The sequence below is a fragment of the Patescibacteria group bacterium genome (genome assembly GCA_041661625.1).
Classification (GTDB): domain Bacteria; phylum Patescibacteriota; class Patescibacteriia; order JAHIZJ01; family JAHIZJ01; genus JBAZUB01.
Genome location: JBAZUB010000001.1, coordinates 198,316 through 211,120, shown reverse-complemented (window position 1 = coordinate 211,120; position 12,805 = coordinate 198,316). Strand labels below are relative to the sequence as shown.

12 protein-coding genes are annotated in these 12,805 nt (G+C 46.6%); 11 read left to right on the top strand and 1 reads right to left on the bottom strand.

Annotated elements, in window-relative coordinates; translation table 11 throughout:
* Positions 1-18 precede the first annotated feature (18 nt).
* The 9 genes from WC734_01110 (at position 19) to amrB (ending at position 10,310) form a co-directional block, all read left to right on the top strand.
* Positions 19-585 (top strand): transposase, encoded by a 567-nt coding sequence (locus WC734_01110; GenBank protein MFA6197742.1) that lies wholly within the window; start codon positions 19-21, stop codon positions 583-585.
* 90 nt (positions 586-675) lie between these two features.
* The gene (locus tag WC734_01105) at positions 676-1,998 is read left to right on the top strand and encodes a glycine--tRNA ligase (protein ID MFA6197741.1); all 1,323 of its coding nucleotides are present in this window, start codon (positions 676-678) and stop codon (positions 1,996-1,998) included.
* Entirely contained in the window at positions 1,988-3,265 is a 1,278-nt protein-coding gene (locus tag WC734_01100) for a pitrilysin family protein (GenBank protein MFA6197740.1), read from the top strand. Before WC734_01105 ends, WC734_01100 begins: the two co-directional genes overlap by 11 nt.
* A 50-nt stretch (positions 3,266-3,315) precedes the next feature.
* Positions 3,316-4,377, top strand: coding sequence for an AI-2E family transporter (locus tag WC734_01095; protein ID MFA6197739.1), 1,062 nt, complete (start codon positions 3,316-3,318; stop codon positions 4,375-4,377).
* Entirely contained in the window at positions 4,377-5,063 is a 687-nt protein-coding gene (gene rsmI / locus WC734_01090; protein ID MFA6197738.1) for a 16S rRNA (cytidine(1402)-2'-O)-methyltransferase, read from the top strand. Before WC734_01095 ends, rsmI begins: the two co-directional genes overlap by 1 nt.
* Before the next feature lie 79 nt (positions 5,064-5,142).
* The gene (locus tag WC734_01085) at positions 5,143-5,706 is read left to right on the top strand and encodes an HD domain-containing protein (protein ID MFA6197737.1); all 564 of its coding nucleotides are present in this window, start codon (positions 5,143-5,145) and stop codon (positions 5,704-5,706) included.
* Positions 5,707-5,717: 11 nt separating this feature from the next.
* Positions 5,718-7,145, top strand: coding sequence for a methionine--tRNA ligase (gene metG / locus WC734_01080; GenBank protein MFA6197736.1), 1,428 nt, complete (start codon positions 5,718-5,720; stop codon positions 7,143-7,145).
* Positions 7,146-7,164: 19 nt separating this feature from the next.
* The gene (locus WC734_01075) at positions 7,165-9,435 is read left to right on the top strand and encodes a hypothetical protein (GenBank protein MFA6197735.1); all 2,271 of its coding nucleotides are present in this window, start codon (positions 7,165-7,167) and stop codon (positions 9,433-9,435) included.
* A gap of 2 nt (positions 9,436-9,437) precedes the next feature.
* A complete protein-coding gene (amrB, locus tag WC734_01070) occupies positions 9,438-10,310 on the top strand; it encodes an AmmeMemoRadiSam system protein B (protein MFA6197734.1) in 873 nt (290 codons plus the stop codon).
* A 67-nt stretch (positions 10,311-10,377) separates the two neighbouring features.
* Here amrB and WC734_01065 read toward each other — a convergent pair whose 3' ends face one another.
* Entirely contained in the window at positions 10,378-10,878 is a 501-nt protein-coding gene (locus WC734_01065; protein MFA6197733.1) for a hypothetical protein, read from the bottom strand.
* 287 nt (positions 10,879-11,165) lie between these two features.
* Here WC734_01065 and WC734_01060 point away from each other — a divergent pair, with 287 nt between their 5' ends.
* Together WC734_01060 and WC734_01055 are read left to right on the top strand one after the other, a co-directional pair.
* Positions 11,166-11,672 (top strand): CvpA family protein, encoded by a 507-nt coding sequence (locus WC734_01060; protein MFA6197732.1) that lies wholly within the window; start codon positions 11,166-11,168, stop codon positions 11,670-11,672.
* 2 nt (positions 11,673-11,674) lie between these two features.
* Positions 11,675-12,460: a TatD family hydrolase gene (locus WC734_01055; GenBank protein ID MFA6197731.1), complete on the top strand. Its 786-nt coding sequence runs from the start codon at positions 11,675-11,677 to the stop codon at positions 12,458-12,460.
* The last annotated feature ends 345 nt before the right edge of the window (positions 12,461-12,805 follow it).

The window sequence follows — 12,805 nt, the reverse complement described above, 5'->3', positions numbered from 1 at the left end:
GAGACAATCCCTGTTTTTATGCATTTGAATTCACAAAAGCGAGTTTATGTCGAAAACGCGATATATTTCGTAACTACCAAAACCAAGGGAAATTACCCGTATTTTCGAGATAATGTATTAGCAAAGCTTTGTATGTCCAAGATATTCCTGGCGCAAGAGTGGATGGGGTTCGTCTTGTATGGATTTGTTGTAATGCCGGACCATCTTCATATAATGATCATGCCAGCAGGTAAATATAATGTTTCACAAATAATGCACAATATCAAACGTAACACATCAAGAAGCGCCAATATTTGGTTACCTCACCGATACCAAGTGGGTGAGGATGATCACTCATACACAAAAATGTCCCACAACTACGTAGGCGAGGATGATCATCCTCGCCTACGGAAGAATGTAACTATCATCAATATGGTTGAAACGAAATTTGCTTGGCAAACCTCATTCCACGACCACATTATCCGCGATGAACGTGATTTGTTTTACCACTTGGAATATATCAACAATAATCCCATAAAACACGGCGTGGTTAAAGTTGGAGAAGAATACCCATTTATGTATACGGATGTTTCGTATGAACGATAACAATAATGCAATATTTGCCCATTATTCCAAAAATAGGTATAATTTGTGAGTTAAATACTTGTTAAATCCGTAATTATTGGAAAATCGGGCATGAAGACACCAAACGACACCATGGAAAAGATTGTTTCGCTCGCCAAACGGCGGGGTTTTATTTTTCCTTCAGCCGAAAAATACGGCGGATTGAGCGGTTTCTGGGACTGGGGTCCGCTGGGCGTCGAGTTGAAAAATAACATCAAAAAGGCCTGGTGGAAGAAGTTTGTCCAAGAACGGGGTGATGTGGTGGGTTTAGATAGCGCCATTATTACCAACCCAAAAGTATGGGAGGCGTCGGGTCATGTCAAAGGTTTCGCCGATAAACTGTTAGAATGCAAAAAATGCCACAGCCGCTATCGGGAGGATGATCTACTGGAAAACAAGAAATGTCGGAATTGCAACGGACAAGATTTCATCGAAGGTCGGGAGTTTAATCTGATGTTTCGAACCTCGGTCGGACCGGTGGAGGACGGCGGTTCAGCGGCCTATTTGCGTCCCGAGACCGCGCAGAATATATTTATTAACTTCGAACAAGTAGTTCAAACCAGCCGGAAGCGCCTGCCGTTTGGTATTGCGCAGATTGGCAAAGCATTTCGTAACGAAATCACGCCGGGAAATTTTATTTTCCGATCGCGTGAATTCGAACAAATGGAACTGGAGTATTTCGTCAAACCCGGCGAGGATGATAAATGGTTTGATTATTGGGTGAAAGAAGCCATACGATGGTTCCACGATTTAGGTATGAAATCCGAACACTTGCGTCAACAGCCGCAGGCCAAAGCGGAACTGGCTCACTACTCAAAAGCCACGATTGACCTGGAATATCACTGGCCCTTTGACAAGGGTTGGGGCGAGTTGATTGGCATTGCCAACCGAACCGACTTTGATCTCAAGGCGCACGGTTTAAAGTACAAAGATGATGCGGCTGAAATCGTACCATATGTAATTGAGCCGTCATTCGGTGTTGAGCGATCCGCGCTGGCTTTCTTGATTGATGCCTACGAAGAAATTGAGGGCGGGCGTACCACCACCACTGAAAGCAACAAGGAAAATGAAGTCGTGTTGCGGTTGCACAAGAGTTTGGCGCCATACAAAGTGGCCGTACTGCCATTGTCAAAAAAAGAACCGCTAGCGGGTCAGGCCCAGAAGCTTTGCGATGAGCTGAGAAAAAAGTATATGTGCGCCTATGACGATGTGGCATCGATTGGCCGACGGTATCGCCGCCAGGATGAAATCGGTACGCCATATTGTGTTACGGTTGATTTTGAAACCGAGCAGGATAAGGCTGTCACGGTGCGCGATCGCGACACGATGGAGCAGGTGAGAGTGCCAATCGCCGAGATTAATGATTATCTAGCCAAACAATACGATGGGATATAAGAAAGAGGTTCTAAAGAACGGTTTACGTTTGATCACGGTGCCGCTAAAAGACGCTACCACGGTAACGCTGTTGGTATTAACAAAAGTCGGTTCGCGCCACGAACCGCCATCAGTTAATGGCGTGTCGCATTTTATCGAACATTTAATGTTCAAAGGTACCACGCGGCGGCCGACCACACGGGATATCTCAAAAGAATTGGACGCGGTCGGTGCCGAATACAATGCATTCACGGGCAAGGATCACACGGGTTACTATATCAAAATTGAAGCCAATAAACTGCCGATGGCGCTGGATGTGCTGTCGGATATGTTGCAGCACTCGAAGTTTGACAAAGCTGAAATCGATCGGGAACGGGGCGTGATTGTCGAAGAAATTAATATGTACGAAGATAACCCGATTATGTTTATCGAGGATATTTTCGAATCAACTGTGTTTGGCAAACAACATCCACTGGGCCAAATGATTGCCGGTCCACGCCAGGTGATCCGTACCGTGACCCGGCGGGAAATATTGTCGTATCGTGACCGGCACTACCACACCCGAAATATGGTGGTAGTTATGGCTGGCAAAATACCGCCGCGTTCCGCTCAGATGATTACTCGGGCCTTCAATCATTTAAACATTGCTAAGACCCATCCAGCGCCAGCCACCAGTCTGACCAAACAAACAATTCCACGCCTGATAATTATGTCACGCACAACGGAGCAGATACAGTTATGTCTGGGGTTCCTCGCGTTATCAATGTACGACTCAAATATCTACGCACTGGCACTTTTGAGCGTGATACTCGGCGGTAATATGAGCTCGCGATTATTCATAAACATTCGGGAGAAGCGGGGGCTGTGTTACTTTATCAAAGCCAGCGCCAACGGGTATGAAGATACCGGCACCTTTGTAATTCAGGCCGGCTTAGACAAGTCGCGGCTGGATCAGGCGGTAGCGGCGATATTGGATGAGTTGAAGCGTGTCAAAGACGCGGTTGTTACGGCCGAAGAATTGAAACAAGCCCGCGAGTATTTACGCGGTCGGATGCTGTTGGATCTGGAGGATACGGGTCATTTGGCATCGTGGTATGGCCAACAGGAGATTTTCAAGAAGAAGATCCTCACGCCGGAAGAGCGTTATCGAAAATTAGAAGCTGTCACCGCGGGACAAATTCAGCGGGTGGCTAATTCTATCTTCCGCCGGTCAGCCCTATCGTTGGCACTGATCGGTCCGGGGGGCAACAAGGCAGAATTACTGTCTACTATCAAAAAATCGCTCTAATTTGCTCGAATAGGTGCAAACTGGTATAATTGAGCCAATAAAAACGACCCATGTCCGAACGGCCCACCCAAAATCTCAGTATTTCGACCAGCTCAATCTTAAAAATCATATTTATCCTGATTGGATTGTGGCTGCTTTATGTAATTCGCAATGTTATCGGGATCCTGTTCGTTTCGTTAATATTAACGGCGGGTATCACTCCCTGGGTCGACTGGATGGAAAAACGCAAGATACCCCGTGTGGTCGGGACAATATTTTTATACGCGATATTGCTCGGTTTGTTCAGCTTGATAGTAATATTGATTATCCCACCGCTGACCGAACAAATCGGACAAATTATATCGGCCTTCCCACAATATTATGACAAAATTATTCAAGGCTTCGAACGTCTGAAGAACGTCAGCCCGGAGAGCGGCCTAGTCAATAGTATTCAGCAGTCCTTACAGACGGTCAATAACAGTTTGAGTAAGGTGGCCGGCGGCATCTTCTCGGGACTGGTCACGGTGTTCGGTGGATTTGCGTCTTTTCTGAGTATTATGGTGATTACGTTTTATTTGAGCCAGGAGCGCAACAACGGAAAGAAGATTATTCAGTCCATTGCCCCGGCACAATACCAGCCATATTTGGCCCAGCTAACCAATCGGATATCGCTTAAATTGGGGTCCTGGCTGCGCGGCCAACTGTTGCTCTGCGTAATTATTTTTATTGTTTCATACATCGGTCTGACTATTTTGGGAGTTCATTACGCTCTAGTGCTGGCCTTGATTGCTGGATTCTTCGAGTTTATTCCCTTTGTCGGTCCAGTGGTGGCCGCCGTGCCGGCGCTGTTCCTTAGTTTTGCGCAATCACCCATAAAGGCGTTACTGGTTCTGATACTGTATATCGTAATTCAGCAACTGGAGAACCAGCTGATTGTGCCTAAAGTGATGCAAAAATCTACCGGCCTGAACCCGGTGATTGTAATAATTGCCATGCTGATTGGCGCTCGATTGGGCGGGATTATTGGGGTTATGCTAGCTGTACCGACGGCCGCAATCATTCAGGTTTTCACCAGCGACTTTTTTGGGCAGAAGAAGGAGAGAGAAAGTCAATTGGAAGAGGCCGAACCCTAATGTCCGGGCAGCTGTATATAGTTGCCACGCCGATCGGCAACCTGGGCGATATAACAGCTAGAGCGGCGGAAATATTAAAGAAAGCTGACATAATCGCCTGTGAAGATACCCGCCATACCATTCGGCTATTGGAGCATTTGGGTATTCGCAAGACATTAATCAGCTATCATCAACACAGCCACCAAACCAAAGTCGGACAGCTGATTGATCATTTGAAAAAAGGCGAAACGGTAGCGGTCGTATCGGACGCGGGCACACCCGGCGTTAATGACCCCGGTAATTTGTTGGTGCGTCAAGTGATCGAACAAACCGACGGGAGCGTTCAGATTTCGGCCATTCCAGGACCGTGCGCATTGGTGGCGGCAGCCAGTATTTCCGGATTACCAACCGATCGGTTCACTTTTCTGGGATTTATGCCCCACAAAAAAGGTCGCGAGACACTATTGAAGCAAATTGCGGCTAATGATGAAACGAATATTTTCTACGAATCAACCCACCGGATTATGAAAACGCTGGAACGATTAAATGAGTTGTTGGAACCGGACCGACCGATGGTGATCACCCGCGAGCTGACCAAAAAGTTCGAAGAACGCATTGGCGAAACAGTTGGCGCGTGTCTGGAACGTTTGAAATCACATCCCGAGAGCCAAAAAGGCGAGTTTGTCGTAATAGTTGGTGCCAAATAGATAAAGAGTAGCGGAAACCTTTAGGTTTCCATCAACGAAGTAGTAAGAACGAGAAAAATCACAAGAATATCATTACCCAATGGAATCCAGAGAACAACAACTTATCGATATTGCTAAACCGTATTTAGACTCAGCCCGATCCGGGGACTGGGAACACGCGCTTAGGGTAGTAAGGTGGGTAAAAGAGTTAGGGGCTGGAAGAAGTGACCTGCATTTACTGACAGCCGCGGCGTATATTCACGACATTGGTTGGTCAGGAATAGCCCCAAAAGGAAAGATTGATTTTGATGAAATGCTTAAGCTGGAACCACAAGCTGCGGAAAATTCATCAAGGTTAGTAACAAGAATTTTACACAATTTAGAATATGACGATAGTGATATTCTAGTAATTAATCGATTGATCGCTGCGGCGGACAAGCATGAATCAGAAAAGGATGACGAAGAAATAATCGTAGACTCTGATAATCTAAGTAAGTTGTGCATTGAGCACCTAAATGAAAAATATCAACCAGAAAGTTTTAGTAAACTTTTTAGACGATGGGATGATGAGCTGGATGGAAGAATAAAAACTACGAAAGGCAGAGAAATATATCCAAAAATTCTAGAAAAACTGAAGAAAGAAGCCTCTTCTTATCACAAATGATGCCGAATTCAATGAATAAATTCTACATCACCACCCCAATCTACTACGTTAATGACAAACCACACATTGGATCTGCCTATACCACGCTGGCAGCTGACGTGTTAGCGCGACACTATCGCCTGACTGGACAGGATGTTTTCTTTCTGACCGGTACGGACGAACACGGCGCCAAGGTTGCCGCCAGTGCCGCTGCGGCCGGCCAGACACCGCAGGAATTTGCGAACGTGACTGCGGAGCTCTTCGCACTGGCTTGGAAAAATCTCAATATCAAATACGATTACTTCATTAGAACCACCGACGAGCGACACGAGACGGCGGTGATTAAGTTTCTTCAGAAGCTGCACGATCGCGATGCGTTGTACAAGGATACATATCGAGGATTGTATTGTGTCGGTTGTGAAAGATTTATGAACGACTCGGAGTTAGTCGATGGAAAATGCCCCGATCATCGGACAATCCCGAAGAAGATAAAAGAAGATAACTACTTTTTCAAACTGAACGACTATCTATCCAAAGTCGAGGAATTAGTTCGCAACGATGAAATACTGATTGAACCGCCCGAACGCAAGCTGGAGGTGTTGGGATTGTTCAAGCAAAAACTGCCGGAATTTTCTGTCTCGCGCGAACACGTGGAATGGGGGATCCGGTTACCATTCGACGCTAAACAGCATTGTTACGTATGGGTGGACGCTCTGATAAACTATCTGTCTGCAATTGGTTACGGTGATGATGCTGATGATTATGCCAAATGGTGGCCGGCTGATTTACACTTGATGGCCAAAGACATTTTGAAATTCCACGCCATCTATTGGCCGGCGCTATTGATGGCCGTTAACGAACCAATGCCGAAACGGCTGTATGTGCATGGTTTTTTTTCAATCGATGGTGCCAAGATGAGCAAATCGATCGGCAACGTAATCGATCCCAACGATTTGGTGACAAAATACGGTGTTGACGGTGCGCGCTACCTGCTGTTAACCCAATTCCCATTCGGCCAGGATGGCGATGTCAAAGCCGGTTTATTTACGGAAAAGTTCAACGCCGATCTGGCCAATGGTCTGGGAAATCTGGTTAGCCGAACGGCGAAACTAATAGAAAAGCATGACGTGGCGCTAACAGTTGTAAAAAATATTGAGGGTTCGGAATTAGTACAGCGTGTTTCGGCCAGCCTGGGGCGTTTGGCGTTTGACCAAGGTCTAAAAGATATCTGGGCTTATATCGCCGATACCAATAAGTATCTCGACACTGAGGCGCCATGGAAGCTGGGTACCGATCAGACCGAGAAAATCGCGCAGGTACTGACAATCACAGCGGGAAGAATACGCGAAGTTGCGGCGGCCCTGAGACCGTTTCTGCCCGAGACATCGTTGAAAATCACTCAACAGTTATCCGGCCCGAAAGTAAAAAAACTTGAGGGATTGTTCCCTCGTTTGACATAATATTATTTTAAATATACATATGGACAATCAAAATCTCGCGTCGGGTTTGCCGGGATTAAAAAAATCCACACCCAAGTCCTGGATTTATCTGATTATTGTAATCGCGCTTGGCATTGCCGCCGCGGCGTATTTCTTCTATTTGTCGAATAAAGACGCCGAACCATCGGACAATGCCACCGTTAACAATACCAATACGGTTAATAATACGAACACAAACCAAAGCAACGGGAATCTCAACACCAATGGAACTTCGGTTGCCAGCACAACGCTGACCAAAACGATTACGTTTCAGCGGTTAGATCACGGTTTCACTTTCAAGCTGCCCGACACTTGGACGGGTGATATTTATGGCATGGGCAACCAGGAGCAGGTAACCCTGGCCTTATTTAGTTACTCTAATGCCGATTATACCGACAACTTGAATGGTTCGGTGCAATACTACAACAACACCGGATCATTGCAAAACTGGGTGACCACCCACGCCAACTCATTAAAAAAAGATAACTACACCATATCGTCCCCAACCCAAATAACCATCAATGGCCAGGCTGCCTGGACCCTATTGTCTACATACCGTTCGACATATGATGTCAACGGTAATTCACATACCGACACAGCTATCACACGGTATAGCTACATACAACGCGGCAACCGGGTTTATGAAATTAACATTGGTGGCGACCAGGCTTCGACGTCGCGTCATGAAGCTGAGATTAACGCAATCATTGGCAGCCTAACATTTGTCGATCCAGTGCCGACAATTTCCCTGGCGGACTTTGCCGCATCACAAAAAGCCATCGCTAAGAACGGCTATAAATTGTCAATCAACTGGGATACGGTGCCAGCCGAATTTAATTTGATCAACGATCCTTTTATCGGAGCGGTTGGGGTACAAAGCAGAACCTATGAAAAAGTTGGCACGGTCACAAACGGTGTCTACAAAGATAAGGTACTGCTTAATATCTATGAAACCGAAGATGGCCCTGCGTCTGGACCGACTCTATTCCGGGCTATTTACGACAGTCAGGGCCAAACTTTAGTGTATCTGATGGGCCTGAATGATTATCAGCCCGAGGGGATCAATATCGCCAAGGATACCAGCTCAAGTATTACAGAATTAGACTACCCCACGGAAATAAAGATCCCGAATTCAGATATCTTGTTAGTAGAGCAGACCTACGATACTATTACGAGATTTACCGGCCTAACCCAGACCGAGAAGCAATTTACGGATGCTAAATTGGGGGATGTGTATCTGGATCAAGACGGAAAATGCTTCTTTATTAAAACGGCTGATGGCCTAATTAAAAGATATCACGTCAAAGTTAACTTTGCTAAGGTAGAAACGATAAATAGTGAATTTCCAGCTGATTCAAACCTATTTACGCCACTGATTACTTGGAACAACGGCCAGGCGAATACGGTGGAATATCAGACTAGAGACATTAATCACGGCTGTGCTGGTTTTGCCAGTTGCCAGGATCTTCGCACGACTGAATCATTGGGTGGATTGGCGGCATTGAAAGTTACCGGACAGACATCGGCTGGTGACAAGATCTATGAATATGTCGATTCAAACACTAAAGAGCTGAAAGATACATACGACTTGGTGTATCCGCCGCAGGGTGAAGAAAAACCAACTTACGAAGTATATACGCAGAACCACCCCTTGATATTCTGGCAGGAACCTTTAGGGCACTGGATCGCGTTTCGAAACATGACCTATCAGCCGGGCGTGGAATGCGGCAAGCCAGTTATCTACTTATACCCCGAACATACCACGAAAGTTAATGTCAAAGTCCAACCATCAGGCGGATTGACCATAACCGAACCATCCTATCCCGAAAATGGCTGGACTGTGACCGCCCAACCAAGCGGCCAGCTGACTACCGAAGACGGCGCGTATTATCCCTACTTGTTCTGGGAGGGAATCGGATTGAATTATCAACTACCCGATCGCGGATTTGTCGTGGCCCGAAAAGATGTCAATAAATTCTTGAAAGAAAAACTGGCTTTACTGGGATTGAACAACCAAGAAAGTGCCGACTTCATCGATTTCTGGCAGGCAAAAATGGAAGTAAAACCTTATGCATTTGTCACATTCATCGACCAGCCGGTATTCGATCAGCTGGCACCGCTGACGGTGACACCGAAGCCGGATCAGGTTATTCGGGTATTCATGGACTATCAACCGTTGGACGCGCCCATTTCGGTACAGCCCCTGACAATCAAAACTCCCGTACGCCAAGGCTTTACCGTCGTTGAGTGGGGCGGCGCGCTACATCGCTAAAGATGAAACGGCTGGCGCTATTGAGCGCAATATTGCTGACACTGACTGGTTGTGCGCGGCCAGCTAAAACAATCGAAACAAACAAGAACAATACCTCCAATCCGGGTGGTATTGTTCAGCGTTCCTACTCGATGGATCGAGCTTTTTTCGATCGCGCCTTTACCGGTAACCAGCCAGTGGCCGAACAGACTGTTGTAGTGGCCGGGATTATTCCGCATCACTTGCTGGCATCGCATCAAATTGCGCGCTGGTTTGATGGCGTTCAAGAATTAAAACCCAGCGTGGTAGTGGTGGTCGGCCCCAATCATAACGAGATTGGCAATGGACCGATTCTAACTTCCAACGGTGATTGGAACACGCCCTACGGAATATTAAATCGAGACACAGAGTTAATTGGTGAATTAGTTGATTCGGGATTAGTAAATGTTGATGAACGAATATTTACACAAGAACATTCCATATCGGCCGAAGTGTCATTTATCAAGCGAACCTGGCCAAACACAAAGTTCGTACCGATCATTCTGAAAAATACAGCAAGCGAAACCAATCAAATCAGCTTAGCAAAACAGCTGAACGTACTTCTACCATCAGACGCACTTGTTATTGCTAGTGCTGATTTTTCCCATTATCTCACGTCTGATGAGGCCGATCGGCAGGATGCTGTCACTTTAACAGCGTTAACAAGTTTGAATACGAATCGTGTCGAGGAAATGTATGTTGATTCAAAGCCGACTATGCGCACCGTTTTGGAATACGTACATCTACGACAATCTAAAGAGTTGGTCATACTGGAAAACACAAATTCAGCCAAGGTAACTGGGCAGTCAAAATTATCTGAGGTGACCAGTTATTTCACGGCCTATTACACAAAATAAATAGAAAAGCCGCGGACACAGTATGCGCGCGGCTGGGATCGTCATTGATCCGATGGAAAGATAATGGTTACTGCTGACTGCGGGCTACCAGGGCTCTGTAGAGACGCTGGGCGGCCGCTTCTTCACTCACCGTGTCAAACTCGATATAGTGAATCCCGCACCGTTCTTTTTTCCCGTAGGGGAACGGGACATACATCATGTGATCCTGACGGAACAGGACCCTCTTAGCGAGGTCGATATCCTCAGGAGATATCTTGTCACCCCGGGTGAACAACCTGATGACATCGTTGATGATGGCCTGGTCAGCCAAGGCATATACAACGATCATTCCGGCGGTGTACACCCTGTACGTCTCCCCGCGTTGCCTGTCCAAGACCGAACCGGCGTCAGACATAGCGAACGCGCAGGATCTTTGGTTGGTAAGCCTGTGGTAGACCACAGACCCATTCACCCGATAGATCCGGTCCAGGAACCGCTGACTGTTCTGTTGGTTGTGCCGGTTTCTGAAGTATGGCACAAAGATCAGTGCCAACACCAGTACCACCAGAAGCAAGAATGCGATCAACATTTTCCCCTCCGTGCATCGTCATCTACAAGTTATTAGCTTGTGTGCGTGCGTTGGAGTTGAAAGGTCCGAGGCCCGTCTGTCGGGTCGCGGGCTGAAACCTATCGGAAGGCTACAGCTTAATAGCGGGGAAGCGTCCTCGCGATAAAGCTATAACCTTAGTAAAAATGAACGATATGGCAATGTAAGGCAATTTGGTAATATTGTCAACTTGAATACGTTACAAAGCGGCGGTTTCGTGAAGACATTAGAAGTGGTATAATCCACTCATAGAATAACGTTTCAAACTCATGGCCACCTTCGACATCTTATTGCTTGTGTTTATCGGTGGTTTTGTCGCGGCTGGGTTTTTTGCCGGGTTATTTCAGACATTGGGTGCGCTATTGGGTACGTTTGTCGGCTATTACATCGCCATCCGTAATTATGCCGATCTGGCGGTTTGGCTGGAGCCGATATTTTTCAAGAATCACGCCGCCGCTGCCGTAGTCGCTTTTGTGATTATATTCCTGGTAATTAATCGTTTGGTCGGCCTGTTTGTCTGGGTGCTGGCTAAGACCTTTCAATGGCTCAAGTTCATACCGTTTTTCTCGATTATGAATCGAATCAGCGGCGCGCTGCTGGGTTTGATTGAGGGATTTATCGTGGTCGGCATTGTGATCAAGACGGCGGAGTCTTTCATCGGTCCATCGGTTTTTTCCGATTCGGTGGCGGCATCGCAATTTGCCCAGTTTCTAATTAGGATAGCCGACCTGTTTAATTTCGTTTTGCCGAAGCTGGTTGATTCGGTGGTATCGTAAATATGCTGATCGATACCCACGCGCATCTGAATTTCAAAGCCTACGATCCCGACCGAGCGGATGTGATAGATCGGGTAATCGCGGCTGATATGAAAGTAGTTAATCCCGCTTCGCGACTGGATAATAGCCAGTTGGCGATTGATTTGGCTGTAAAATATCCTGGACGATTGTACGCAGCGGTTGGTTTTCATCCGATACATTTGGCTGATACCGATTATGATTATTCGGCAATCAAAACATTCGCTCGAGACCATCGTCAGCACTTGGTCGCAATCGGCGAAATTGGTTTGGATTACTACCGGCTACCTGACGGCGCAAATCATGCGGAGGTAATCGCCAGACAAAAGGAAATATTTACCGAACAATATAGTCTGGCTATCGAACAAGACTTACCCGTGATTGTGCATTGTCGCGACGCCTATGAGGATCTGTTGATCGAGCTGGAAAGAATTGGACCGGTACATCGGGGAGTAATCCACTGTTTTCTAGGCGACTCCGCATTAGCACAAAGGTTCTTAAATCTAGGATTCCATCTTGGTTTTACCGGCATAATTACGTTTACCAAGGACGAGGCGTTGTTGGATGTGGCGCGAACGATGCCGTTGGATAAGATGTTGATCGAAACCGACGCGCCCTATTTAGCGCCTGTGCCGCGACGGGGTAAGCGCAATGAGCCAGTATTCGTAAAGTACGTGGCCGCCAAAGTGGCTGAACTGCGCCAAAAGTCGATAGATGATATAATCGAGGTGACGGGGGAGAATGCCACGAAGTTGTTTAACCTAGCATAAATATTATGATGTCACACAACACCGAATCTCCATTCACGCCTCTGACGCCTGAAGAAATTAGGAACAGTGAAGGTCGCAGCGATTGAAAATTTCTAAAGGCGAAAGAGAAAGGATCGCTAGGCTCAGTAGAAGAAACGCTTGATGAACTAGAGTTACTAGCAAGGCACAACTTGCGTGATACGTCATATAGAGAAACGCCAACAAGCGATTCGCCAGCCACAGAAAACACAGAAGTAGAGAGCACTCTAGACCGCGAGATCTACGAAGCTTTTCAGGGCATTAATCGGGAGCTTATTGACTTAAGTCGGCAGTATGATGAGCAAGGCTTCGATATATTAGAGATAG

Bases quoted from the DNA above. Each gene is read 5' to 3' on its own strand.
- WC734_01110 (MFA6197742.1), top strand. From the start codon at position 19: ATGCATTTGAATTCACAAAAGCGAGTTTATGTCGAAAACGCGATATAT.
- WC734_01105 (MFA6197741.1), top strand. From the start codon at position 676: ATGAAGACACCAAACGACACCATGGAAAAGATTGTTTCGCTCGCCAAA.
- WC734_01100 (MFA6197740.1), top strand. From the start codon at position 1,988: ATGGGATATAAGAAAGAGGTTCTAAAGAACGGTTTACGTTTGATCACG.
- WC734_01095 (MFA6197739.1), top strand. From the start codon at position 3,316: ATGTCCGAACGGCCCACCCAAAATCTCAGTATTTCGACCAGCTCAATC.
- rsmI (MFA6197738.1), top strand. From the start codon at position 4,377: ATGTCCGGGCAGCTGTATATAGTTGCCACGCCGATCGGCAACCTGGGC.
- WC734_01085 (MFA6197737.1), top strand. From the start codon at position 5,143: ATGGAATCCAGAGAACAACAACTTATCGATATTGCTAAACCGTATTTA.
- metG (MFA6197736.1), top strand. From the start codon at position 5,718: ATGAATAAATTCTACATCACCACCCCAATCTACTACGTTAATGACAAA.
- WC734_01075 (MFA6197735.1), top strand. From the start codon at position 7,165: ATGGACAATCAAAATCTCGCGTCGGGTTTGCCGGGATTAAAAAAATCC.
- amrB (MFA6197734.1), top strand. From the start codon at position 9,438: ATGAAACGGCTGGCGCTATTGAGCGCAATATTGCTGACACTGACTGGT.
- WC734_01065 (MFA6197733.1), bottom strand. From the start codon at position 10,878: ATGTTGATCGCATTCTTGCTTCTGGTGGTACTGGTGTTGGCACTGATC.
- WC734_01060 (MFA6197732.1), top strand. From the start codon at position 11,166: ATGGCCACCTTCGACATCTTATTGCTTGTGTTTATCGGTGGTTTTGTC.
- WC734_01055 (MFA6197731.1), top strand. From the start codon at position 11,675: ATGCTGATCGATACCCACGCGCATCTGAATTTCAAAGCCTACGATCCC.